This is a genomic window from Curtobacterium sp. NPDC087082, assembly GCF_044745045.1.
Taxonomy (GTDB): domain Bacteria; phylum Actinomycetota; class Actinomycetes; order Actinomycetales; family Microbacteriaceae; genus Curtobacterium.
The window spans coordinates 59,849-83,696 of record NZ_JBIUZN010000005.1 but is presented as its reverse complement, the minus strand read 5'-3'; the positions used below and the strand labels follow the sequence as shown (position 1 = coordinate 83,696).

Here is a 23,848-nt window from a genome sequence, read left to right as displayed (position 1 = left end):
GAGGTGTCCACGGATCCGGCGGCACGGACGCCCGGGGCCGACGCGGGCGCGACCCTGGGGCGGTGAGCAGAGCAGACGACATCGAGATCATCCGCACGACCGGGCTCCCGAGTGCGGAACGGCGGCACCTCGAACGAGCCGTCCTCCGTGGGCAGCTGGTCCGGATCCGGCCCGGCGTGCTCGTGCAGCAGGGTGCGCTGGACGATCTCCTGCCCGAGCATCGGCACCACGTGCTCGTGCGGGCTTCGATCCACCGCGCACGCCCGAGCGACCTGGTCTCGCACGAGTCCGCGTGCGCCGTGCTCGGACTGCCGTTCGTGGGGCCGTGGCCACCGAAGGTGCACGTGTGCGATCCGACCTCCCCGAACACCCGCGTCACGGCGTGGTTCGTCCGACACGGTTCCGAACACCGACCACCGTTGGGTCGCACCCGGGCGAACGAGATCGCCGCGACCGATGCGGCCCGGACGGCGGTGGACCTGGCGGCGTCACGACCGCTGATCCACTCGCTCCCCGTCATCGACCACGTGCTCGGCCGTGGCCTCGCGACCACGACGGAGCTCGAGCGCGAGGCGGGCTCGCTGCGCAAGGGACGGACGAAGGCGGGGGTCGCGATCGGGATGGGGTCGGGGCTGTCCGGGTCGCCGGCGGAGTCGGTGTGCCGGGTCCGGTTCCGGCAGCTCGGCGTCCCGCAGCCCGTACAGCAGCACACGTTCCGACGGCCCGGGGAACGCACGGCGATCGTCGACTTCTGGTTCCCCGAGGCCGGCGTGGTGGTCGAGGTGGACGGCCGCGGGAAGTACGAGGACCCGGCGATGCTGCGCGGCTCCACCACCGCTGACGCCCACTGGCAGGAGAAGCAGCGCGAGGACTTCGTGCGCTCCTTCCCCGAGGTCCGCGCCGTCGTCCGGCTGACCTGGGCGGACCTGATGGATCCCGAGCGGGTCCGGGCGAAGCTGCGACGGGCGGGGATCACGTGCCGGTGAACCGCGGAGCGTCCGGGTGGTGGGCTCGTTGGCGTTCGACACCGGAGACCGTGGCACGGCCGACGACCACGTCGCCCGCTCCGAGTCGGACGCCGTGGACCCGCCCCGTGCCCTTGACGACGGCACCGCGCCGGTCCGGGTCCGGGTCGTGGCGGTCGGCCCCGGCGCCGAGGACGACGTCACGGACCGCAACCGTCCCGATCACCTGCGCACCGGCGCCGATCGTCGCCGGTCCCTCGACGAGACAGCCACCGGACAGCCGTGCACCCGCGCCGATCTCCACGTCGGCACTCCCGGAACCGGACGAGGCCGCACCGACCGCGACGACCGTGACCGGACCGGGCCCGAGCTCCGCCCGACCGATCTCGACGCGCGCCCCGTCCGCGAGGACCGTCACCGGCCCAGGCCCCAACCGCGCCTCCGCGCGGACGACGACGGTCCCGATCCCCCGGCTCTCGAGGACGGCACCCGGGTACAGCACGACGCCCGGCTCGATGACCACCGAACGACCGACCAGCACGGACGCCGGGTCCAGGACCAGCACGTTCGGCGCCAGTGCAGCGACCTCGTCCGGCGTCAGGAATCCGGCAGCGCGCCGTGCTGCATCGAGTGCGTGTGCAGGGGTCATCCGACGAGCCTCCCATGCGTCCGGCGTACCGTCGTCTCCATGGCCCGAGAGCAGAAGGACCAGGCGATCGTGCCCTTGCCGGCAGCGCCTGTGGCCTCCACCCCCACCGATCCGAACGCGCGCACCCCCGAGCAGACCCAGCCGGCCGGCTGGGTCAAGATGCTCGACCGGGTGCTGAGCGTGCAACGCCCCGTCGTGGTGGCCCACGTGCGGGCACTCCGCCGTCGGCACCCCGACTCGACCCCGGCCGAGATCATCCAGATCCTCGAGCGGCAGTACCTCGCGGCGGTGACCACGGGCGGTGCAGCCGTCGGCGCGAGCGCGGTGATCCCGGGCGTCGGCATGGCGGCGGCCCTCGGGTTGAGCGGCGCCGAGACCGTCGGCTTCCTCGAGACCACGGCCCTGTTCGCGCAGTCCGTGACCGAGGTGCACGGCATCGCGCTCGACGATCCCGAGCGCGCACGCATGCTCGTGATGGCGATGATCCTCGGCTCGCCGGGCACCCAGCTCATCAACCAGCTCGCGGGCCAGATCGCCGGTGGACAGGTCCGCACCGCGTTCTGGGGCGAGATGGTGACGTCGTCCCTCCCGAAGCAGGTCGTGAACGGCATCGGCGGACAGGTGCGTGACCAGTTCATCAAGCGCTTCGCCGCGCGGCAGGGCACGACGATCGTCGGTCGAGCCCTCCCGTTCGGGATCGGTGCGGCGGTCGGTGGCCTCGGGAACCACGCGCTCGGGCGGAAGGTGATCCAGGCCTCGCGGACGGGGTTCGGGCTGCCCCCGGCACAGTTCCCGATCGTGCTGGAACCGAAGTCGGGCAAGGAACCGAAGCCGGCCAAGGACTCGAAGGCGCCCAAGGAACCCAAGCAGGCCAAGGCGCCGAAGGAACGGCGGGCGATCGGTCGCCGGAAGGGTCGCGAGGACCTCTGGGCCGACACCCCGGACCGCACCGGCGACTGACGGGCGCGATCGCCGACCGACCGGACGCAACCCACCGACCGGACGCAAACCGCCGACCGGACGCGAACCACCAGCCGGACGCAAACCACCGACCAGACGCAAACCACCAGCCGGACGCAAACCGCCGACCAGACGCAAACCACCAGCCGGACGCAAACCGCCGACCAGACGCGAACCACCAGCCGGACGCAAACCACCGGCCGGACGTGAACCAGCGATCGGACGCAAGCCACCGATCGGCCGGGCGCAACCGCCGACCGGCCGAACGCAACCGACAGACGGACGGGAGGCGCGGCGCCAGCCGGCACCGCGCCTCCCGTCCGTCCTGACGCAAGCCCGCCTCAGCGCCCCCGCACCGGCGTCGTCACCACCTGCCCAGCGTGCGCGAACCCACCGCCGAACCCGAAGAGCAGCGCCGGCACCCCCTCGGGGAGGTCCCCTCGGGCCCACGCCTTCGACAGCCCGAGCGGCACGCTCGCCGCCGACGTGTTCCCCGACTCGACGACGTCCCGCACCACGAACTTCGACTCCCCGCCGAGAGCGTGCACGAGCGGCTCGATGATCCGCAGGTTCGCCTGGTGGAACGCGAACACCCCGATGTCGTCCATCGTGAGCCCCGCAGCGGCGACGGCTGCCCGGGCGTGGTCGGCGGCGTCGGTGATGGCCCAACGGTAGATGGAGCGACCCTCCTGGCTGAAGCGCTCGGGGTCGCCGGAGACGAGCACGGCCTCCTCGAGGTGCGGCACGCTCCCCCACGACACCGGGCCGATCTGGGCCTCGTCGGACACACCCAGCACGGCGGCACCGGCACCGTCCCCGACGAGCACGCACGTGGATCGGTCGGTCCAGTCGACGATGCCGGACAGCACCTCCGAGCCGACGACGACCGCGATGTCCGTCGACCCGACGCGGATCGCCTGGTCGGCCAGCGCGACGCCGTACTCGAAGCCGCTGCAGGCGGTGTTGATGTCGATGGGTGCGGCGGCGGGCGACAGGCCGAGCGCCGCGGCGACCCGACCGGCGGTGTAGGGCGCCCGGTCGCGGTGGGTGGTGGACGCGACGATGACCAGTCCGACGTCGGAGGGCGCGACGCCGGCGTCGGCGAGGGCGTTCCGCGCTGCCTCGATCGCCATGGAGGTCACGGTGTCCGACGGTCCGGCGATGTGCCGGGTCTCGATCCCGGTCCTCGTGCGGATCCACTCGTCGTTCGTGTCGACCATGGTCGAGAGCTCGTCGTTGGTCAGGACGCGTGCTGGCTGGTGGTGGCCGAACCCGAGGATCCGGCTGCCACGGAGTGCTGGGGTGTTCACGAGACCGCACGCTACTCCCCTGCGCGACCCGCTCATGCCCGGCGCGGCATGGAGCGCACCCTCCGAGGCGGGTACCCACAGGGCCTGCCTGCGGAGACCGGGACCGCGTAGACCTGGACCATGGACTACACACACCTCGGCCGCACAGGGTTGTCGGTCTCACGAGCCGTGCTCGGGACCATGAACTTCGGCCCGGAGACCAGCGAGGACGACTCGCACGCCATCATGGACCGGGCCCACGAGCTCGGCGTCAACTTCTTCGACACCGCCAACGGCTACGGCGGCTCGGTGGGCAAGGGCGCCACCGAGGAGATCATCGGCCGCTGGTTCGCCAAGGGGGGCGGGCGGCGTGAGAAGACCGTCCTCGCGACGAAGGTCTACGGCGACATGATCGACTGGCCGAACGGCGGGAAGCTCAGCGCGTACAACATCCGCCAGGCCCTCGACGCGAGCCTGCAGCGCCTCCAGACGGACCACATCGACCTCTACCAGTTCCACCACGTCGACCGTGCTACCCCGTGGGACGAGATCTGGCAGGCGCTCGACGTCGCCGTGCAGCAGGGCAAGGTGCTCTACGTCGGCTCGTCGAACTTCGCCGGGTGGCACATCGCCCAGGCCCAGGAGGCCGCCGCGCGCCGGAACACCCTCGGCCTCGTCAGCGAGCAGTCGATCTACAACCTCGTCGTGCGCGACATCGAGCGCGAGGTCCTCCCGGCCGCCCGTGAGTACGGCCTCGGCGTGATCCCGTGGTCACCGCTGCAGGGCGGCCTCCTCGGTGGCGTCATCGAGAAGACCGAGAACGGCTCGCGTCGCCTCTCGGGCCGCAGTGCCGAGTACGTCGAGGGCCACCGCGACCAGCTCACCGCCTACGAGTCGTTCGCGAAGGAGCTCGGGCACACCCCGGGCGAGCTCGCCCTGGCGTGGCTCCTGCACCAGCCCGGCGTCACGGCACCGATCACCGGCCCGCGCACGATGGAGCAGTGGGAGTCCGCGGTCCGCGCCGTCGACATCCGCCTCGACCAGCGTGCACTCGACCGGCTCGACGAGATCTTCCCGGGGCACAAGACCTCGCCGGAGGACTACGCCTGGTGACGCGCTGACGCCACCACGTCGCTGACGCGACCCATGACGGGAGGCGCGGTGCGGGTCCGACCCGCACCGCGCCTCCCGTCCGTCCGCACGTCCAGAGCCGGACCCGCGTCGCGCGCGCAGCCACCGGTCAGAGCGCGGCGATCTCGTCGTCCCGCAGCCCGATGCTGCGGAGGTACCCGTCCACCGAGCCCCACCGCCGCTCGACGCGCTCGATGACCGTCGTCATGATCTCCGGCACGCAGCGGTGGCCGATCGCCGTCGCCACGGGGTCCGTGCTGGCGGCGCGCTCGGCGGCGAACCGCTCGACGAGCCCGGCGGCGCTGGCCGCGTAGTCGGCACCGACGGCGTCGAGGTCGGCGCCCCAGTGCCGGGCGAGCAGCGCGCTCACGATGCCGGTGCGGTCCTTGCCGGCGGCGCAGCAGACGAGCACGTCGCCGTCCGCGGTGGCGATCGTCCGCAGCGCCGCGGCGATGCCGGAGCGGTGCCGGTCGAGCCAGTCGGTATACTGGTCCTCGAGCTGGACGGCCTCGGCGGCGGACTCGATCGCCGAGGCCGGGTCGAAGAGCGGCACGGAGCGGTAGGCGGGCGTGGCGGCGAGCGGGTGCGGCACCGCGTCCGTCTCGTCCACGCGGCGCAGGTCGACCACGGCGGCGAGGCCCGCCGGGTACGCGGCGGGGGCGACCGGGTCGGTGTTCGCCCGGTACACCGTGCGTCGGCGGCCGTGCTGGAGGCCGGGTCCCCCGACCTCGCGGAGGTTCGTGAGCGTGTTCGACGTCGTCGTCATGGCTCCACTCTGCCGGACGCGGGGCGCCGGGCGCGTCCGTCGGCCGCGCGCCCGCCGTCGTGCCGCGTGCCCGGGCGGCCGGGCGGCCGGGCGTCTGCCGCGCCGCACAACCAAAGCCACCCCGAACCACGCGGTCGCACGGCTCGGGGTGACTTCCGTTGTGCGAACCCGCGCCGCACCACCGGCGCGCCCCGCCCCGGCGCCGCGCCCCGCGCCGCCCCGCCCGCCCGGCGCCCCCCGCGCCCCGCACACGACGACGGGCCCCGCGCTGCTGCGTGCGCGGGGCCCGTCGTGACGGTGTGGCAGCGAACTACCGGACGGAGACCGGGGTCTCGTCGCGCTCCTCGTAGAGGACGTAGCCCTCTTCGCCGTGGACCGCGGTGTCGATGCCGGCGACCTCGTCCTCGGTCTTCACACGGAAGCCCATCGTCTTCTCGATGATCCAGCCGATGACGAAGGCGAGGACGAACGAGTAGAGACCGACCACGCCGGCAGCGGCGGCCTGCTTGCCGAGCTGCGTGAACGAGCCCGAGTAGATCAGGCCGGTGTCGTTCGCGAAGAAGCCGAGGTACAGCGTGCCGACGATGCCGCCGACCAGGTGGACGCCGACGACGTCGAGCGAGTCGTCGAAGCCGAGACGGTACTTCCAGTCGATCGCGAAGCAGCAGATGATGCCCGCGAGGAAGCCGAGCAGGATGCCCCAGCCCGGGGTGAGCGCGGCGCACGCCGGGGTGATGGCGACGAGGCCGGTGACGGCTCCCGACGCGGCACCGATCGAGGTGGCCTTGCCGTCCTTGAGCTTCTCGACGAGCAGCCAACCGAGGATCGCGGCGGCCGGGGCGGCGAGGGTGTTGACCCAGGCGATCGCGGCGATGCCGTCCGCGGCGCCCTCGGAGCCGGCGTTGAAGCCGAACCAGCCGAACCACAGGATCGCGGCACCGAGGAGCACGAAGGGCGGGTTGTGCGGCTTGTGCGCGCCCTTGGCGAAGCCGACGCGCTTGCCGAGGACGATCGCCAGCGCGAGACCCGCGGCACCGGCGTTGATGTGGACCGCGGTGCCACCGGCGAAGTCGATGACGCCCCAGGTCGCTGCCCAGCCGGACGTGAGGTTGAAGACCCACGAGGCGACCGGGAAGTAGACGACCGTGACCCAGACGCCGGCGAAGACCATCCACGCGCCGAACTTGGCACGGTCGGCGATCGCACCGGAGATGAGCGCGACCGTGATGATCGCGAAGGTCGCCTGGAAGCCGACGAACGCCATCGAGGGGTACGCGGCGTTGATCGTCGAGGCCTTGGCCTCCTCGAACGCCTGCCCGAGGCCGATCTGGTTCCAGTCGATGCTGAAGAAGCCGACGACACCGGACACCGCCGTGCCGTCACCGTGGTTCGCGAAGGCGATGGCGTAGCCGTAGACGACCCAGAGGACGCTCACGAGCGCGATCGCTCCGAAGGACATCATCATCATGCTGATGACGGACTTGGCCTTCACCAGACCGCCGTAGAAGAAGGCCAGGCCGGGTGTCATGAACAACACCAGCGCCGCCATGACCAACACGAACGTCGTGTTGCCCTGATCAAGCATCTGTTCACCTCTCGATTGCACCAGCGGCTCTTGGTCCGCGTCGGGTGTCACCGAGTCTGGCGAGGCGAGGTTTCACGAGGGAGCACGAAGTGTTTCGCGGATGTAACGCGACGGCCCGGTGTGTAAACGTCGTGTTTCGTCCCCCGGGCAGTCCCCTGGACGGGGGCCACGAGTTCTCCCGGTCCGTCCGGACGGTGTCCGACAGCCGTCGCGGAACGGGGCCTGGAGGCGCGGCGCAGCGGGGCACCGGCTCCTCACGACCGGCAGGCGGCTCAGTCCACGGCGCGGGTCAGCGCCACGACGCGGCTCGCCGCACGCAGGTACTTCTTGCGGTACCCGCCGTCGAGCATCGACTCGGGGTACACCTGGTCGAGCGGGGTGCCCGACGCCACGATCCGCACCTGCGCGTCGTACAGCCGGTCCACCAGCGCGACCCACCGGAGCGCATCGGTCTGGTCGGTGAAGGGCTGTACGTCGGTGAGGCCGACGGCGTCGAGGTCCTCGACCATCGCGACGTACTTCGACGGGTGCACGGACGCGAGGTGCCCGACCACCGCCCGGAAGTCGTCGAGCGTGACGCGTCCGCCGGGGAGTGCCGCGGCGACGTCGGCCACCACGCCCGCCGACTCGTCGACGGCACGCCGGCGGAAGTCGAGCCCGTCGATGCGCATGGTGTCGAACCGGTCGGACATCGCCTGGATCTCGCGCAGGAAGTCCTGCGCAGCGAACCGTCCCTCGCCGAGCGCACCCGGCGGCGTGTTCGAGGTGGCGGCGAACCGGGTGCCCGTCTCGGTGAGCTCCTTGATGAGGCGCGTCATCACCATCGTGTCACCGGGGTCGTCGAGCTCGAACTCGTCGATGCACACCAGCGCCGTCCCGCGCAGCAGGTCGACGGTGCCCTGGAACCCGAGGGCCCCGACGAGCGCCGTGTACTCGATGAAGGTGCCGAACGTCTTCCGGCCGGTGGCGGCGTGGTAGGCGGCGGCGAGCAGGTGGGTCTTGCCGACGCCGAACCCGCCGTCGAGGTAGACGCCCGACTTCACGGTCGACTCCGCCACGGGCTTCCGGCGACCGAACAGCCCCCGGCGAGGCTGGTCGGCGGGACCGGCGGCGACGAAGGCCTCCACCGCGTCGCGGACCGCCGCCTGCGACGGGTACTCCGCGTCGGGCCGGTAGGAGGCGAACGACGCGTCGGCGAACTGCGGCGGCGGGACGAGCGCGGCAGCCATCTGCTGCGGGGTCACCTGCGGGTCGCGGTCGACGAGGTGTTCAGGCGCGGTGTTCGCTGACAATCGGGGCAGTCCTTCGGGAAGCATGTCGTGGGGTGTCACGTTGCGTCAGGAGCACGGCACGCCCGCGTACCGTTGCCCACAGGCACCGACGACCGATCCTAGTCCGGTGCCGGATGACCACCTGGAGGTAGCCCACCATGACCGCACCGGTCGACACGTCCGAGAAGTTCACCGCCTACGCCCACCCGGAGCGGCTCGTCTCCACCGAGTGGCTGCAGGAGCACCTGGACGCCGGCACCCCGGACCTGGTCGTCGTCGAGTCCGACGAGGACGTCCTGCTCTACGAGACGGGCCACGTCCCCGGTGCCGTGAAGATCGACTGGCACACCGACCTCAACGACCCGGTGCTCCGCGACTACATCGACGGCGAGGCCTTCGCCGAACTGCTCGGCAGCAAGGGCATCGGCCGCGAGACCACCGTGGTGATCTACGGCGACAAGAACAACTGGTGGGCCGCCTACGCCCTCTGGGTCTTCTCGCTGTTCGGCCACGAGGACGTCCGTCTCCTCGACGGCGGCCGGGCGAAGTGGATCGCCGAGGACCGCGCGCTCACCACCGACCAGACCGTGGTCACGCCGGTCGAGTACCCCGTCGTCGACCGGATCGACACCGAGATCCGCGCCTACAAGGACGACGTGCTCGCCCACCTCGGCAAGCCGCTGATCGACGTCCGCAGCGCCCCGGAGTACGCCGGCGACCGCACCACCGCGCCGGACTACCCGGAGGAGGGCGCCCTCCGCGCCGGCCACGTCCCCACCGCCGTGAACATCCCGTGGGCCACCGCCGCGGCACCGGACGGCACCTTCAAGACCCGCGAGGAGCTCGACGCGATCTACCGCGACGGCGCGGGCATCGGCGACGCGGACGAGGTCATCGCCTACTGCCGCATCGGCGAGCGGTCGAGCCACACCTGGTTCGTCCTGCAGCACCTGCTCGGGTACGAGAACGTCCGCAACTACGACGGCTCGTGGACCGAGTGGGGCAGCGCGGTCCGCGTCCCGATCGCCGTCGGCACCGAACCGGGTACGATCACCGACCGATGACCGACGCACTCCCCCAGTCCCTCGCCGAGATCCGCGACGACTTCCTCGAACTCTCCCAGCAGGACCGCCTGCAGCTGCTCCTCGAGTTCTCGAACGAGCTCCCGGCGCTTCCAGAGCGCCTGCAGGGGCACGAGGACGAGCTCGAACGCGTCGAGGAGTGCCAGTCCCCCGTCTTCATCACGGTCACCGTGGGTGCGGACGGCGACGCGCCCGGCATCGTCCGGATGCACGCCACGGCGCCGCGCGAGGCACCGACCACGCGGGGCTTCGCGTCGATCCTCGCGCAGGGGCTGTCCGGCCTGACCGCCGAGCAGGTGCTCGCCGTGCCGGCGGACTACCCGCTGACGATCGGGCTGAGCGAGGCGGTCAGCCCGCTGCGGATCCGCGGCATGGTCGGGATGCTGGGTCGGGTGCAGCGGCAGGTGCAGGCGCAGGCCGCGGTCGCGTAGACGTCACCACACGCTGACGGGAGGCGGGGGGGGGGGGGGGGCCCCCCCCCCCCCCCCCGGGGGGGGGGGGGGTGCCCCCCCGGGGGGCGGCCCCGCCCCCGGGCCCCCCCGGCGCCCCCCCCCCGGGGGGGGGGGGGGCGGGCGAAGCGCCCCGCCGCTGGCCCGCCGGCGCGGTCTCCGGACGTATCGACATCCCGCCAGCCCCCCCCCCCCCCACCGGGGGGGGGGGGGGGGCCGGGGGCCCCCCCGCCTCCCGTCCGTGAAGGGGATGCGTCTCAGACGCAGCTCACGTTGTAGTCCTGGTTCCCCACGACGTACTGGGCCATCCGCACCTGGCTGCCCGCGGTGAGGCCGCCGGCCGAGCACGCCTTCTGCGCCGCCGCGACGCCGTCGTTGCCCACCGCGATCCAGCTCGGCAGCCCGCGGAGCGTCGAGGTCGACGGGACGGTCCCCACGATCTGCCCGAACTGGTACCCCGTCGAGTAGATGCCGATCGTCGAGACGCCTGCGGCCTTGAGCGCGGCGACCATGCCCTCGATGTCGGCGCGGTTCTGCGTCTGGTAGTCCTTCGCGTCGGTGGCCCCGAGCCACGAGAGGCCCGTCTCGACGTCGATCCACCAGCGGTACGAGGTCGGCGAGGAGACGCCGCGGGAGTACACGTCGTCATAGGCGCGTGCGTACCCGTACATGTAGGAGCATGCGGCCGTGTAGGCATTCGGCGCGCACGTCCCGTACGGGTTGACGACCTTGGTCCCGGCCGGGTAGGAGTTCGACGACGGCCAGACCGAGGCGGCCTTGCCGGGGTTCGCGGCGAGGGCGTAGAGCTGCGCCTTCGGCTGCGACGTGCCGCCGGCCGACCCCGCGGCCCACGCCAGCTGCGGGGCGAGGGACTCGTTGGTCTGGTTCGGCAGCGAGCCGTTCACGCCGACGACGCCGAACGCCTGGTTCGACGGGTAGTTCGACGAAGACCCGCCCTGCGGCCACGAGACGTCGGCCCCGAAGCCCGAGCCGCTCGACCCGTCGAGGAAGTACCCCGCGACGTCGAGGTGCAGCTGTGCGGAGCCCTTCGACACCTTCGCCTGCACCCGGCGGTCGACGCTCGACCCGGTGACCTTCGCGACGACGAGGTTCGCGACCGAGGTGCCGGCGTCGAACACCTGCGTCGCGACCTGGGGGTCCTGGCCCGCGGGCGTGACGCGGAGGTACGCGGCCGCGGTGGGCTTCGTCGTCTCGGCGTTCGCGACGACGGCCGTGGCGGTCCCGGGGACGCCCGCGACGCCGGACAGTCGGATGGTCCCCGCGGTGGCGGACACCGAACCGGCGAACGCACGGGTGGTGTCGATCGGGACGAACACCGAGCCGGTGGACGAGTTCGAGTAGTAGCCGGCGACGTCCATGTAGACCGTGCCCGAGCCCTTCGAGAGCTTCACCTGGGCGGCACCGTCGTCGGAGAGCTTCACGATCGCGAGGTTCGACAGCGCCTGACCAGCCGAGTAGAGCTGCGTCACGACGGAGGGGTCCTGCCCGGCCGTGGTGACGCGGACGTACCCGGCGACCGTCGGGTTGCTGACCTGCACGTTCACGGCGACGGCGGTCGCGTCGGCGGGGATCCCGGCGCGGCCGGCGAGGGGCACCTGTGTCGGCGTGGTGCCCACCGTGGCGCCGAACACCCGCGCGGCGTCGAGCGGGGTGTAGGTGGCACCGGAGCCGTCGGCGTAGTACCCGGCGACGTCGAAGTACCCGCTCGCCGTGCCCTTCGAGAGCTTCGCCTGGATCGAGCCGTTCACGAGCCGCACGGTGACGAGGTTCGCGATCGTCTGCCCGGCGGCGAAGTCCTGGGTCGCGACGGTGGCGTCCTTGCCCGCGGGGGTGACGCGGACGTAGCCGGCCGCGGTGGGCTTGGCGACCTCGACGTTGACGACGACGGCCGTGGCGTTCGCGGGGACCCCCGCGTTCCCGGCGACCTTCACCACCTTCGGCGACGTCGTCAGGGCGCCCGACCAGACGCGGGTCGTGTCGATCGGCGTGTACCGGCCGGTCGTCGGCGCCGCGGCCTGCGCGGTCGAGACCGGTGCGACGACGGCGACGGCGGTGGCGACGAGCGCGGTGGTCAGGGCGAGTGCGAGGCGTCGGTGCAGGCGCATGTGGTTCTTCCCCAGGTTCGTGGACCGCCCCCTGACGGTCTCCGGCAGTCTAGGTGCACGATGCAACGGACAGGGGATCGCGGAGCACACCTGTGCACTCCGACACAGTCGCTCAGCCGCGCGGCAGGTGCCGCCGCCACGACCGCCGCCGCGCGGCGATCACGAGCACGGCGACGAACACCATCAGCCCGGCCCCGTGCAGCAGGTAGCTCTCCGCCGCACTCGTGACGCCCAGCAGCACCAGCACCGCCGCCGGCCACACGTAGGCGACCCCCGGGAACGTCGTCGCCGTGACCCACGCCCGCGCGAACGCGAGCAGCGCCGTCACCGCGAGGATGATCGTGCCGGCGAGCCCGATCTGCAGCCACGCGTCGACGAACGCGTTGAGGCCGGACGTGAACCGCTGCCCGGCCGGGTCGATGAACGTCACGTAGGGCACCACGGCCTCGTGCGGCCACGTGCCGACCCAACCCCAGCCCTGGATCGGGAACTGACTCACGAACACGCGGATCTGCGCCCAGAGGTCCACCCGGGTCGCCGTGCCCCCGGCCGCACCGATCTCGGCGAGGACCCGGTGCCGGGCGACGATGCCGAGGCCGATCATGAGCAGGACCGCCCCGCCGAGCACGCCGTTCACCACCGGTCGGGTCGTCGGTCGGGCGTGCCGGAGCGACCACAGCGCGAGGGCGGTCACGGCCAGGGCGATCATCGCGAGCCCGGTGATGGGGGACTGCACGAGCATGAGGGCGATGACGGCGAGGGTGGTCGAGCCGATCGCACGCCACATCGTCACCGAGCGGGTGAGGAACTCCACCACGAACGTCACCAGCGCCATCGCGGCGATGAACCCCATGAAGTTGCGGGTCCCGCCGATGCCCTGGATCGGGCCGCCGTACGCGATGTTGCCCTGGATGCCGAACGCCGGGATCGGGGTGTCGAGGACGAGGCCGGACAGGACCTCGAGGCCGAGCGCGACCACCAGCAGGATCCGGAAGGCGTCGCCGGACGCCCGGATGACCTGCACCAGGTCGCGGCCGAGCGCGAGGTAGAGCCCGAGCCCGATGAAGCAGACGGTGCCGACCAGCCCCCGGAGCGCCACCCACGAGTACTCGCTCCAGAGGACGCTCAACGCGCAGTACCCGACGAACGCCAGGAGCGAGAGGGGGAGCACCCCGTGCCACTCGATCCGGTACCGCTGCCCGAGCAGGCTCAGGCCGGCGAGGACGAACAGCGTGACGAGCACGGCCCACACACCGGCACGACCGACGAGCGCGGTCACCGTGGGCTGCGCGAACGCGAAGAGCACGATCACGGTCGCGAGTGCCTGGCTGAACCGGCCGCCCGCGGAGAACCCGATCCACGCCGACAGGTACCGTCGCGCGAGCACGCGTCTGGTCACCCGGCCGTCCGTCACCTCACCATCTTGGCCCATCCGGCCTCGTCGGCAGGTGGACGCCCCGGCGTCGTGCCCGGCGGCGGCCTCGATCGGCGTGCCCCGGACGACCGCGACACGACGGGTGCACCCCCGCGCGGATATCCACGATCCGCGATGTCGGCGGTACGATCGCCGCACCATGGCGCGCGGGTGGCGGCTGTACGGCGCACCGACGGTCGCTGCGGTCGTCGGTGGGTCCGCCACGGCCGTTGCCTGGTGGCGGCTCGGCCCGGTTACCCGCGGGACGGTGTGGGCCGAGGACGGCGGGGTGTTCCTCCGCGAGCGGCTCGCACTCGGCCCCGGCGCCGTCCTGGAGCCCTACGCCGGGTACCGCCACCTCGTCCCGCGCATCGTCGTCGACCTCGCCTGGCTCCTGCCCGTCGAGCGGTACGCGGTCGCGGTGTCGGGCCTGGCCTGCCTGGTCGTCGGGGTCGTCTGCGCGCTCGTGTTCCTGCTCTCCGGCGACGTCGTCCGGCCGTGGCCGCTCCGGGTCCTGCTCGCCGCGGTCCCCGTCGTCCTGCCGCTCGCCCCCGTCGAGATCAGCGGCACCGCGGCGAACCTGCACTGGTACGTGCTCGTCCTGGTGCCGTGGCTGTTCACGCACCGTCCCCGGACGTGGTGGGGAGCGGTGGCGCTCGCCGTGGTCACGGCCCTCGGCGTGCTCAGCGAGGTCCAGGCGACGCTGTTCCTCCCGCTCCTGCTGGTCGCCTGGCTGCCGCTGCGACGCACGGCGACCGGACGGGTGGACCTCCGCCCGCTGCCGGGCACCCTGGCGGCGGTGCTGGGCAGTGGGGTGCAGGTCGCGACGGCGCTCACGGACCCGCGAACGTCCCGCCCGGGCGAGCCGCGCGCCTCCGACTCGCTCGCCGGGTACCTGCTGCAGCCGCTCGGGGGAGCGTGGGACCGTCGGGTCGGTGTGGTGGCGGAGACGGTGCACGCGCACGGGTGGGGCGTGGTCGTCCTGCCGACCGTGCTGCTGGTGGTCGTGCTCGTGACGGCCGTGGTGCTCGGCCGGGGGCGTGCGCGGTGGGTCGTGGTCGCCCTCGCCGGGGGCTCCCTCGTGGTGTGGTGGGCAGCGCTGGTGGCGAACGGCTCGGCGGTGCAGGACTGGGTGGCACTCGGGCCGGCCGCGCTGGCGGCGGGGCCGCAGCGGTACGCGGCAGCGTCCGGGCTGCTGCTCGTGTCGGGAGCGGTGGTGGCGGCGTCCGTGGTCATCGAGGCGGTGGGAGTGCCAGGAGGCGCGGGTCGGCCCGGTGCGGGTCGATCCGGTCCGGCAGTCGGCCGGTCGGCGGCCGCGGGCCGGCTGGTCGCGGTCGTGCTCGCGTGGTGCGTGGTCGCCGCGGTGGTCGTCGCCGCCGTCTGGAGCGCCGCTCCGGGGACGACCCGGCGGAGCGCCGGCCCGGTCTGGTCCGCGCAGGTCCCCGCGGCCGCCGAGGCCTGTCGCGCCGACCCGACGCTGCCGTCCGTCGTGCTCCGGACCGCGCCGTGGCGGGCCGCGGTGCCGTGCGACCGCCTGGTCGAGCGGCCGTGACGACGGGACCGGTGTCGGGGGCCGGGGCGGGCTCTGGTCAGCGGCGCGCGGGCGTCCGGAACTCGCGGCGGGCCGGGGGCGTGCGGGGACCGTCACCGGCGGACACGGGCTCCTCGCCGACGAGCACGATCCGGGTCTTGATCGCGATGAGGGCGAACAGGACCCAGTTGCCCTGGTAGAGCAGTCGTGACTCGGCGACCGACTGCACGAGCAGCGCCACGACGACGAGCAGCGGCAGCAGCGACACCGGGTCGAACGGACGGGGGGAGAGCGACGCGTCGTAGCCGATCCGGGTGGCCGAGGCCCACGACCGGCTGAGGGTCGTGACCACGTAGACCACGAAGACCGCCAGTCCGACGACACCGGTCTGCATCCACACGTCGAGGTAGGCGTCGTGCGCCTGCAGGTAGGTCACGCCCTTGCGGTGCGCGAGGTCCGCGAGGGTCGGGATGCCCGGCCACCAGTAGCCGATCCACCCCCAGCCGACGACGGTGTGCTCCTGGATGAGCCCGATGACCCGCTCCCAGATCACGCCGCGGCCGGTGGCGTCCGAACCCTTGCCGAGCAGCTCGGACACCTGGCCGCGGGCGAGGAACCCGAGCACGGCGACGACCACGGCCCCGACGGCGACGGCGAGGTAGCGCGGGGTCCGTCGTTCGGTCGGGACCCGGCGGATCCAGAGCGCGACGGCGAGCGCGACGAGGACGACGAGCCCGGCGGCCAGCACGGTCGAGGAGCGGGTGAGTGCGAGGACGACGAGAGCCACGACGGTCCAGCCGATCGCGCGGTTGCGCCGGAGTCGCCCGTCGGCGTACTGGACCGCGACGGCGATCACGGCGAGGAGCGCGACCATCGCGAGCAGGTTCGCGTTGCCGGGGAGGCCCTGGATGCGCCCGCCGGTGAAGAGCTCGGCGCGTGAGAAGTAGAAGGCGTCCGGGATCTTCCGGTCGCCGTAGTCCGTCCACGCCGGTGCGATCGGGTGCCGGAGGACGACCGCGACGAAGGCCTCGAAGAGCAGCGACCCCATCAGGACCCAGCGCAGCGCGAGGCTCAGCGCATCGGTGATCCGCCGCCACGTGAGGGTCGAGGCGATCGCGAAGGCCGCGCCCGCGCAGATGACCTGGACCGCGAGGCTCGAGATCGTCGCGAACCGCCAGTGCGACCACACGACGGACACCAGGCACCAGGCGAGGAAGAGCCAGAGCGCACGCGGTGTCCGGGTGAGCGGCGGGCGGGCCCGGACGATGATCGTCGTGGCCCAGACCCCGGCGGCCGCCCAGAGCAGTCCCGCCCCGACCCACGTGAGCGTGTTCGGCACGGCGTCGCCGGCGAAGAGCACGAACAGGATCGTCGCGCCGAATGCGAACGCCTCGCGCTCGGGCACGGATCCGCGCGCCAACGGCCAGGTGTTCGTCACGACGCCAGGGTACCCGGGGAGCGCACGTCGACCGCCGATAGGCTCGTGCGCATGTTCCTCGGCATCACGAACACGCCCCGCGACTACGCCTGGGGATCCGTCACGGCCATCCCCGAGCTCCTCGGCCGGACCGTCACCGGCGCACCGCAGGCCGAACTCTGGCTCGGCGCGCACCCGGGCAGCCCGAGCGTCGTCGTGAACCCGGCGATGGTCGGCGGCGCGGACACGCTGCTCGACTGGATCACCGCGGAGCCCCGGGACGCCCTCGGACCGGACCGCACGGGGCTCCCGTTCCTGCTGAAGGTCCTCGCGGCCGCCGCCCCGCTCTCGCTGCAGGCGCACCCGACACCCGAGCAGGCGCGCGAGGGGTTCGAGCGTGAGGAAGCGGCGGGTGTCCCGATCGACGACCCGGCCCGCAACTACAAGGACCCGTTCCCGAAGCCCGAGCTCGTCGTGGCGCTCAGCGAGCGCTTCGAGGCGCTGAGCGGCTTCCGCCCGGTGGCCGAGACGCTCGCCGACGTCGAGACGCTCGACGCCGGCTCCGGTCGGCTCGGCCCCCTGGTCGTGCACCTGCAGCACGGGCTCGAGGACACGGTGCGGTGGCTCGAGACCGGAGACTCCTCGGCGCAGGCCGTCGTGCAGGCCGTGAGCGACCTCGCCGCCGCGCTCCCCGACGACGCCGTCACCCCGAACACCGCGACCGTGCGCGACCTCGGCACGAGCTACCCGGGCGACCCCGGCATCGTGGTGTCCCTGCTCATGCACCGCGTGACGCTCGCCGCGGGTGAGGCGATGTACCTGCCCGCCGGCAACATCCACGCCTACCTCGACGGGCTCGGCATCGAGCTCATGGCCCCCTCCGACAACGTCCTGCGCGGCGGGCTCACGCCGAAGCACGTCGACGTCCCGGAGCTGCTGCACGTCCTCGACTTCACCGCGTACCCGGCACCCGTCCTGACCCCCGAGCCGGTCGCCGCCGGCGTCGAGCGCTTCGCGCCGGACGGCGTCGGGTTCGCGCTGCTCCGCGTCACGGGGGACGGACGCCCGGTCGGCCTGGCCTCCGGCGGGGTCGCGCCGCTGCACGGCCCCTCCATCGCGATCTGCACCGCGGGCGCGGTGACGCTCGTCGGCGCGCAGTCCGCGACGCTGCTGCGCCAGGGGGAGTCCTGCTACATCACCCCCGACGAGGGCGACGTCACGGTCGAGGCCGACAACGGCAGCGGCCTGGCGTCCACGGTCTTCATCGCGACGGGTGCGTGAACCCGCAGCGCGTGGCGGTCTGACGCCGCGCCGGTTCCGCTAGCGTGGCCAGCATGAGTTGGCTGGTCACCGGCGGCGCCGGGTACATCGGGTCCCACGTCGTCCGAGCACTGCGTGCGGCGGGCATCGACACCGTCGCGTTCGACGACCTCTCGAGCGGCTTCCGGGCGTTCGTGCCCGAGGACGTGCCGTTCGTCGAGGGCACGATCCTCGACGGTGCGCTGGTGGCCCGGACGCTGCGCGAGCACGCCGTCACCGGTGTGGTGCACGTCGCGGGCTTCAAGTACGCGGGGGTGTCGGTCGAGCGACCGCTGCACACCTACGAGCAAAACGTCACCGGCATGGCGACGCTCCTCCGGGCGATGGCGGAGAACGGCGTCACCAAGGCGGTGTTCTCGTCGAGCGCCGCCGTCTACGGCACGCCGGACGTCGACACCGTGGTCGAGGACACCCCGAAGGCGCCCGAGTCGCCCTACGGCGAGTCGAAGCTCATCGGCGAGTGGCTGCTGCGCGACATGGAGGTCGCCGCGGGCTTCACCACGACGTCGCTGCGCTACTTCAACGTCGTCGGGTCGGGGGAGCCGGACCTGTACGACGCCAGCCCGCACAACCTCTTCCCGCTCGTCTTCGACGCCCTGCTCGCCGGTCGCACGCCGCGGATCAACGGCGACGACTACGCCACGCCCGACGGCACCTGCGTGCGGGACTACATCCACGTCGCCGACCTCGCGCACTCGCACGCGGTCGCCGCGCAGAAGCTCGAGGCGGGCCAGACCCTCGAGCGCGCGTACAACCTCGGCAGCGGCGACGGGGTCAGCGTCCGGCAGATCATGGACGCCATGGCGAAGGGCACCGGCATCGCGTTCGAGCCCGAGATCGCGCCGCGACGCGCCGGTGACCCCGCGCGGATCGTCGCGACGGGCGAAGCGGCTGCGCGTGACCTCGACTGGGCGATGCGCCACACGCTCGACGAGATGGTCACGAGCGCCTGGGAAGCCCGGCGCCGCATCGGCTGACGGGCCGTCGCGGCCGGCTGAGGGGGCGTCAGTTGTCCCCCGAAACCCCGACAGACCGGCCGCGACACGCCCGTACGGGGGACATGACACGCCGGAACCGTCAGTGCCTTCTATGATCCGCGACTTGACTCTCGCGAATGACACCGCTGTAATTACAGGCAACGACAGCGATCGTTGTGGTCCCGTTATCGAGACGTCAGGGGTGATCAGGGTGAACGGTTCCGACTTCCACGCCGGAGTACCGGAGGACTGGCACGTCGACCCCGTGTCGCTCGGCGTCCCGGGTGTCCGGCGTCCGGAGACCGACGACGAGGAGAACCCGCTCGCCTGGCAGGTGGACTCGCTCTGCGCGCAGACCGACCCCGAGGCGTTCTTCCCCGAGAAGGGCGGCTCGACGCGCGAGGCCAAGAAGATCTGCACCTCGTGCGAGGTCCGGGCGCAGTGCCTCGAGTACGCGCTCGAGAACGACGAGCGCTTCGGCATCTGGGGCGGCCTGTCCGAGCGCGAGCGCCGCAAGCTGCGAAAGCGCGCCTGAGCGCGCACCTGGCCGGTCCAGGAGGCACGGTGCGCGTCCGACGCGCACCGGTCGTTGATGGCTCCCACAGGTTCACGGCGCGCCGCCGTCCGCAGGCCGAGCCGCGCCTCCAGACCGTAGAGTGACGCCCGTCATGCAGCCCAGAGTCACCGCGATCCTCGTCGCCGCCAACGGGGCGGACCACCTCGACCGGACCCTGGACGCGCTCGCCGCCCAGACCCGTCACCCCGAGAACCTCGTCGTCGTCGACCTCGGGTCGACCGACGGCTCGACCACCGACCTGTCGTTCGGCGGCTCCGCCGAACTCCTGCGCCTGCCCGCCGGTCGCCCCTTCGGCGAGGCGGTCGCCCGCGGCGAACGCGAGGCCCCGCCCGCGGTCGCGGACGAACCCGTCGACGAGTGGCTCTGGCTGCTCGGCCACGACAACGCGCCGGCGCCCACCGCCCTCGCCGACCTCCTGTCCGCGGTCGAGATCGCGCCGAGCGTGGTCGTCGCGGGGCCGAAGCTCGTCGACGTCGACGACCCGTCGCGGCTCCGGGCGTTCGGCGAGAGCATGACCCGCTTCGGTCGGTCGATCGTCCTCGTGCAGGACGAGCTCGACCAGGGCCAGCACGACCGGAACACCGACGTGATGGCGGTCGCCGCCGGCGGGATGCTCGTCCGACGCTCGGTGTGGAACGAACTCGGCGGCTTCGACCCCGCCCTGCCGAACGTGGACGCCGCGCTCGACTTCTGCGTGCGCGTGCGCCTCGCCGGACACCGGGTCGCCGTCGTCCCCGAGGCCCGCGTGACGAGCGCCGGACCCATCGAGGAGTTCGGGCGCAAGCGGGTCTCCGAGGGGCGGCGCGTCCGGATGCACCGGCAGGCGCAGCTGCACCGCCGGATGACCTACGCGTCCGCCGGGGTCCTCTGGATCCACTGGCTCACGCTCGTGCCGTTCGCGATCGGCCGCGCGATCGGGCACCTCGTCGCCAAGCACCCGGCCGCGGTCGGGGCCGAGCTCGCCGCGGCGTTCTCGGTCGCCTTCGGCGGCGGGACCGGACGCTCGCGCCGGGTCCTCGCACGCGGCAAGAAGCTCGGGTGGGCGGCGGTCGAGCCGCTCCGCGTCAGCTGGCGCCGGGTGCACGAGCGGCGGACCACGTCGCGCGACGTCGAGCTCGCCCGGGTCGAGGACGCACCGATCGCCCGGGCGTCGTTCCTCGGCGACGGCGGCATCTGGGTCGTCCTCGCCGCGGCGGTCCTGAGCGTCGTGACCCTGTACCCGTTGCTCGGCTCCCCGGCGTTGACCGGTGGCGGGCTCCTGCCGCTGAGCACCGACGTCGCCCGGCTGTGGCAGAACGTCGGCTACGGCTGGCACTCGATCGGCACCGGGTTCACGGGGCCGAGCGACCCGTTCGCCGCGGTCGTCGCCGTGCTCGGCTCGATCACGTTCTGGTCGCCGTCGACCTCGGTCGTGCTCGTGATGCTCGTCGCGTTCCCGCTCGCCGCACTCGGCGCCTGGTTCGCGGTGCGGAAGCTGACGACCCGCACCTGGGTCCCGGTGATCGGCGCGGCGCTGTACACGATCGCCCCGACGCTCGTCGGTGCCGTCACGAGCGGGCACCTCGGCGCCGTGATCGCGCACGTCCTCCTGCCCTGGCTGTTCCTCGCCGTGCTCGAGGCGCACCGCTCGTGGGCCTGGGCCTCGGGTGCGTCCCTGCTCTTCGCCGTCATCGCGGCCTCGGCGCCGTCGCTGCTGCCGGTGCTGCTGCTCGGCTGGCTCGTGTCGCTCGCCGTCGGGTGGCGTCGTGCGCACCGTCGGGTGTTCATCCCGGTGCCGGCAGCCGTGCTCTTCCTGCCGCTCGTGCTCGCGCAGGTCGCCCGCGGCAACGTGCTCGCCGTCTTCGCGGACCCGGGCGTGCCCTCGGCCACCCGCGCACCCTCGGCCTTCCAGCTCGCCATCGGCCAGCCGGTGCCGGACTGGAGCGGCTGGCTGCCCACCACGTCCGGGCTCGCGCTCGCCGCCTGGATCCTGCCGGTCCTCATGGCGGTGCTCGCGCTCCCGGTTGCCGTCGCCGCCATCGGCGCGATGCTCGGCCACCGCTGGGCCGTCGCGGGAGCCACGCTCCTCATCGCGCTGGCCGGCTTCGCCACCGCGTTCGCCGCCACCCACGTCACCGTCACCGGGGTCGGGTCCACGACCACGATCATCTGGCCGGGCAGCGGGCTGAGCGTGTACTGGTTCGGCATCGTCGCCGCCGCCTGCATCGGGATCGACGTGCTGCCGCGGATCGCCCCGGTCGCGGGACTCGTGACGGCCGTGGTCGCCGCCGTCACCGTGGCACCGGCGTTCGGGGCGTTCTACCTCGGCAACGCGGTGATCCAGCCGACCTCCGGCCGGGTGCTCAGCGCCTACGTGAACGCCGAGGCGCAGGCCAACCCCGACGTCGGCACGCTCGTCGTCGACCCGCAGGACGACGGCTCGCTCGCGGTGTCGCTCGAACGCGGTCAGGGTTCGACGCTCGACGACCAGACCACCCTCGACTCGACGGCGCTCACGCTCAGCCGTTCCGGTGCGCAGCTCGCGACCCTCGCCGGCAACCTGGCGAGCCGGAGCGGGTACGACCCCGAGCCCGCACTGCGGCAGCTCGGCGTGAGCTTCGTCCTGCTCGACGACGCCCCCGACGGTTCCTCCGCGCAGGAGGTCCACGACCGTGCAGCCGGGGCGATCGGCCAGAACGCGCTGTTCACGAGCATCGGTGAGACGACGAGCGGCCAGCTGTTCCACTACGAGGGCGACGTCGACCGCCCGTCCACCGGGTCGGCCGGGGCACAGGCGACGCACGTGCTCTACCTCGTGGTCCTCGGGGTCGTGTTCGGCGCCGCGGCGCTGCTGGCGGTGCCCACCGCGCCCCGTCGACGCCGTGCCACCTCGAACGTCATCGAGGCCGAGGAACCCGCCACCACCTTCGACGAGGAGCGCGACGAATGAGCCGTACCCCCGCCTCCGTCCGCCGCTGGGTCGTCCGCGGCACGGCGACCGCGATCGCCGTCGTGGTCGCCGCCGGAGCCGTCACCGCGGCGCACGCCCTCGGCACCGACACCGACCCGGGTCGTCCCGCGGGCAAGACGGTGACACCCGTCCCGGCCGACGCCGAGCGCGTCTGCGCCGGCAACGCGCTCCGGCTCTCCGACGACGCCGGCAACGACGCGACGAAGGCGAGCACCGTCGGCTCGGCCACCGTCGCCACCGCGACCACCGGGTCGAGCGTCGAGCGCTCCGGCCTCGACGACTCCGCGACCGGCGGGAGCAAGCCGCGCCTCCTGACCGCTCCGGCGGGGGACACCACCCCGCAGGTCGCCGGCAGCAGCTACCAGAGCGTCGCGAGCGGAGACGTCGTCGGCGTCGGTGCCGCGTCGTGCGACGACCCGAGCCAGTCCACCTGGCTGGTCGGCGGGTCCACCGAGACCGGCCGCACGAGCCTCGTCACGCTGTCGAACCCGACCGACGTGAACGCGACCGTCGACCTGTCGATCTACGACGGTTCGGGCACGGTCAGCGCTCCCGGCACGACCGGCATCGTCGTCGCGCCGAACACCCAGAAGGTCGTCCCGCTGTCCGGGTTCGTCTCCGACCAGGGCTCGACCGTCGTGCACGTCGAGTCCTCCGGCGGCCAGATCGTCGCCCACATGCAGGAGTCCATCGTCCGCACCCTCACCCCCGGTGGGTTCGACATCATCTCCGGCGGTGCGGCGCCGTCGACGTCGCAGATCATCCCGGGTGTGGTCCTCGACGGTGCCCAAGAGGCCCAGCGCGGCGACGACACGGCCGACGCCGCGCCGATCGTCCGGCTGTTCGTGCCCGGCACGAAGGCGGCCCGCGTGACCCTCGGCATCACCACCGCCGACGGGGGCGGGTCCACCGTGAACGCCACCGCCGAGCCCGGTGTCGTCACCGACGTCACGCTCGACGACTTCCCGGACGGTCGCTACGCCTTCACCGTCACGTCGACCGAGCCGCTCGTCGCCGGCGCCCGCACGACCACGCCCACCTACGACGGACGCACGGACGTCGGGTGGTTCGCCTCCGCCGACCCGCTCGGCGAGTCCACCATCACGGCGGTCGCGCCCGGTGAGAACCAGCGCCTCACGCTCGTCAACCCGACGCGCTCCGACGCCGACGTCACGATCCGCTCCGGCGACGAGACGCAGGACGTGCAGGTCGTCGCCGGTGGTGTGCGCACCGTGGTCGTCCCGGTCGCGAAGCAGCTCGAGCTGCAGGGGACCGAGGGGCTCGTCGCCGGGGTGACCTACATGGGCGACGACGGCATCGCCGGGTTCCCGGTGCGGGCCGCGACCGAGGTCTCGACGCCGGTCCGGGTCTACCCCTGAGCCGTGGCGC

At 72.9% G+C, this 23,848-nt stretch carries 19 protein-coding genes; 11 read left to right on the top strand and 8 right to left on the bottom strand.

Annotated features, from left to right (window positions below):
- Positions 1-62 precede the first annotated feature (62 nt).
- On the top strand, positions 63-986 hold the full coding sequence (locus tag ACIPEP_RS13890) for a hypothetical protein (RefSeq protein WP_402717577.1): 924 nt from the start codon (positions 63-65) through the stop codon (positions 984-986).
- Here the strand turns inward: ACIPEP_RS13890 and ACIPEP_RS13885 are convergent.
- The gene (locus ACIPEP_RS13885; protein WP_402717576.1) at positions 973-1,614 is read right to left on the bottom strand and encodes a hypothetical protein; all 642 of its coding nucleotides are present in this window, start codon (positions 1,612-1,614) and stop codon (positions 973-975) included. The genes ACIPEP_RS13890 and ACIPEP_RS13885 overlap by 14 nt on opposite strands.
- Before the next feature lie 39 nt (positions 1,615-1,653).
- Here ACIPEP_RS13885 and ACIPEP_RS13880 point away from each other — a divergent pair, with 39 nt between their 5' ends.
- The gene (locus ACIPEP_RS13880) at positions 1,654-2,574 is read left to right on the top strand and encodes a hypothetical protein (RefSeq protein ID WP_402717575.1); all 921 of its coding nucleotides are present in this window, start codon (positions 1,654-1,656) and stop codon (positions 2,572-2,574) included.
- Between the two features lie 341 nt (positions 2,575-2,915).
- Here the strand turns inward: ACIPEP_RS13880 and ACIPEP_RS13875 are convergent, their stop codons facing one another.
- Complete coding sequence (locus ACIPEP_RS13875; RefSeq protein ID WP_402717574.1) at positions 2,916-3,884, bottom strand: beta-ketoacyl-ACP synthase 3; 969 nt, start codon at positions 3,882-3,884, stop codon at positions 2,916-2,918.
- A gap of 120 nt (positions 3,885-4,004) precedes the next feature.
- Here ACIPEP_RS13875 and ACIPEP_RS13870 point away from each other — a divergent pair, with 120 nt between their 5' ends.
- Positions 4,005-4,976 carry an aldo/keto reductase gene (locus ACIPEP_RS13870; protein ID WP_402717573.1) on the top strand — a complete coding sequence of 324 codons (972 nt, stop codon included), beginning with the start codon at positions 4,005-4,007 and terminating at the stop codon, positions 4,974-4,976.
- A 127-nt stretch (positions 4,977-5,103) separates the two neighbouring features.
- On the opposite strand, the gene ACIPEP_RS13865 is transcribed toward ACIPEP_RS13870, so the two are convergent.
- The 3 genes from ACIPEP_RS13865 to zapE form a co-directional block, all read right to left on the bottom strand.
- Positions 5,104-5,760 (bottom strand): tyrosine-protein phosphatase, encoded by a 657-nt coding sequence (locus ACIPEP_RS13865; RefSeq protein ID WP_402717572.1) that lies wholly within the window; start codon positions 5,758-5,760, stop codon positions 5,104-5,106.
- 310 nt (positions 5,761-6,070) lie between these two features.
- Positions 6,071-7,345, bottom strand: coding sequence for an ammonium transporter (locus ACIPEP_RS13860; protein ID WP_402717571.1), 1,275 nt, complete (start codon positions 7,343-7,345; stop codon positions 6,071-6,073).
- Positions 7,346-7,617: 272 nt separating this feature from the next.
- A complete protein-coding gene (zapE, locus tag ACIPEP_RS13855; RefSeq protein ID WP_402717570.1) occupies positions 7,618-8,661 on the bottom strand; it encodes a cell division protein ZapE in 1,044 nt (347 codons plus the stop codon).
- A 113-nt stretch (positions 8,662-8,774) separates the two neighbouring features.
- Between zapE and ACIPEP_RS13850 the strand changes: the two genes are divergently transcribed.
- Positions 8,775-9,680 carry a sulfurtransferase gene (locus tag ACIPEP_RS13850; protein WP_071295260.1) on the top strand — a complete coding sequence of 302 codons (906 nt, stop codon included), beginning with the start codon at positions 8,775-8,777 and terminating at the stop codon, positions 9,678-9,680.
- On the top strand, positions 9,677-10,129 hold the full coding sequence (locus tag ACIPEP_RS13845; protein WP_071295259.1) for a SufE family protein: 453 nt from the start codon (positions 9,677-9,679) through the stop codon (positions 10,127-10,129). Before ACIPEP_RS13850 ends, ACIPEP_RS13845 begins: the two co-directional genes overlap by 4 nt.
- Positions 10,130-10,404: 275 nt before the next feature.
- Here the strand turns inward: ACIPEP_RS13845 and ACIPEP_RS13840 are convergent, their stop codons facing one another.
- Together ACIPEP_RS13840 and ACIPEP_RS13835 are read right to left on the bottom strand one after the other, a co-directional pair.
- Positions 10,405-12,273 carry a hypothetical protein gene (locus ACIPEP_RS13840; protein WP_402717569.1) on the bottom strand — a complete coding sequence of 623 codons (1,869 nt, stop codon included), beginning with the start codon at positions 12,271-12,273 and terminating at the stop codon, positions 10,405-10,407.
- 112 nt (positions 12,274-12,385) lie between these two features.
- A complete protein-coding gene (locus tag ACIPEP_RS13835; RefSeq protein WP_139202026.1) occupies positions 12,386-13,672 on the bottom strand; it encodes an O-antigen ligase family protein in 1,287 nt (428 codons plus the stop codon).
- A gap of 175 nt (positions 13,673-13,847) precedes the next feature.
- On the opposite strand from ACIPEP_RS13835, the gene ACIPEP_RS13830 reads away from it, so the two are divergent.
- Positions 13,848-15,239 carry a hypothetical protein gene (locus ACIPEP_RS13830; RefSeq protein ID WP_402717568.1) on the top strand — a complete coding sequence of 464 codons (1,392 nt, stop codon included), beginning with the start codon at positions 13,848-13,850 and terminating at the stop codon, positions 15,237-15,239.
- Positions 15,240-15,276: 37 nt separating this feature from the next.
- Here the strand turns inward: ACIPEP_RS13830 and ACIPEP_RS13825 are convergent, their stop codons facing one another.
- Positions 15,277-16,656 (bottom strand): O-antigen ligase family protein, encoded by a 1,380-nt coding sequence (locus ACIPEP_RS13825; protein WP_402717567.1) that lies wholly within the window; start codon positions 16,654-16,656, stop codon positions 15,277-15,279.
- Positions 16,657-16,707: 51 nt separating this feature from the next.
- On the opposite strand from ACIPEP_RS13825, the gene manA reads away from it, so the two are divergent.
- The 5 genes from manA to ACIPEP_RS13800 all read left to right on the top strand — a co-directional run bounded on the left by manA (position 16,708) and on the right by ACIPEP_RS13800 (position 23,838).
- Positions 16,708-17,916: a mannose-6-phosphate isomerase, class I gene (gene manA / locus ACIPEP_RS13820; protein WP_402717566.1), complete on the top strand. Its 1,209-nt coding sequence runs from the start codon at positions 16,708-16,710 to the stop codon at positions 17,914-17,916.
- 53 nt (positions 17,917-17,969) lie between these two features.
- Positions 17,970-18,932 (top strand): UDP-glucose 4-epimerase GalE, encoded by a 963-nt coding sequence (gene galE / locus ACIPEP_RS13815; protein WP_309779913.1) that lies wholly within the window; start codon positions 17,970-17,972, stop codon positions 18,930-18,932.
- A gap of 202 nt (positions 18,933-19,134) precedes the next feature.
- A complete protein-coding gene (locus tag ACIPEP_RS13810; protein WP_083295294.1) occupies positions 19,135-19,467 on the top strand; it encodes a WhiB family transcriptional regulator in 333 nt (110 codons plus the stop codon).
- Positions 19,468-19,600: 133 nt separating this feature from the next.
- Positions 19,601-22,438 carry a glycosyltransferase gene (locus ACIPEP_RS13805; protein WP_402717565.1) on the top strand — a complete coding sequence of 946 codons (2,838 nt, stop codon included), beginning with the start codon at positions 19,601-19,603 and terminating at the stop codon, positions 22,436-22,438.
- On the top strand, positions 22,435-23,838 hold the full coding sequence (locus ACIPEP_RS13800) for a DUF5719 family protein (protein ID WP_070418492.1): 1,404 nt from the start codon (positions 22,435-22,437) through the stop codon (positions 23,836-23,838). The genes ACIPEP_RS13805 and ACIPEP_RS13800 overlap by 4 nt, the downstream gene beginning before the upstream one ends.
- Positions 23,839-23,848 lie beyond the last annotated feature (10 nt).

Bases quoted from the DNA above. Each gene is read 5' to 3' on its own strand.
- ACIPEP_RS13885 (WP_402717576.1), bottom strand. From the start codon at position 1,614: ATGACCCCTGCACACGCACTCGATGCAGCACGGCGCGCTGCCGGATTC.
- ACIPEP_RS13880 (WP_402717575.1), top strand. From the start codon at position 1,654: ATGGCCCGAGAGCAGAAGGACCAGGCGATCGTGCCCTTGCCGGCAGCG.
- ACIPEP_RS13870 (WP_402717573.1), top strand. From the start codon at position 4,005: ATGGACTACACACACCTCGGCCGCACAGGGTTGTCGGTCTCACGAGCC.
- ACIPEP_RS13865 (WP_402717572.1), bottom strand. From the start codon at position 5,760: ATGACGACGACGTCGAACACGCTCACGAACCTCCGCGAGGTCGGGGGA.
- ACIPEP_RS13860 (WP_402717571.1), bottom strand. From the start codon at position 7,345: ATGCTTGATCAGGGCAACACGACGTTCGTGTTGGTCATGGCGGCGCTG.
- zapE (WP_402717570.1), bottom strand. From the start codon at position 8,661: ATGCTTCCCGAAGGACTGCCCCGATTGTCAGCGAACACCGCGCCTGAA.
- ACIPEP_RS13850 (WP_071295260.1), top strand. From the start codon at position 8,775: ATGACCGCACCGGTCGACACGTCCGAGAAGTTCACCGCCTACGCCCAC.
- ACIPEP_RS13845 (WP_071295259.1), top strand. From the start codon at position 9,677: ATGACCGACGCACTCCCCCAGTCCCTCGCCGAGATCCGCGACGACTTC.
- ACIPEP_RS13840 (WP_402717569.1), bottom strand. From the start codon at position 12,273: ATGCGCCTGCACCGACGCCTCGCACTCGCCCTGACCACCGCGCTCGTC.
- ACIPEP_RS13830 (WP_402717568.1), top strand. From the start codon at position 13,848: ATGGCGCGCGGGTGGCGGCTGTACGGCGCACCGACGGTCGCTGCGGTC.
- manA (WP_402717566.1), top strand. From the start codon at position 16,708: ATGTTCCTCGGCATCACGAACACGCCCCGCGACTACGCCTGGGGATCC.
- galE (WP_309779913.1), top strand. From the start codon at position 17,970: ATGAGTTGGCTGGTCACCGGCGGCGCCGGGTACATCGGGTCCCACGTC.
- ACIPEP_RS13805 (WP_402717565.1), top strand. From the start codon at position 19,601: ATGCAGCCCAGAGTCACCGCGATCCTCGTCGCCGCCAACGGGGCGGAC.
- ACIPEP_RS13800 (WP_070418492.1), top strand. From the start codon at position 22,435: ATGAGCCGTACCCCCGCCTCCGTCCGCCGCTGGGTCGTCCGCGGCACG.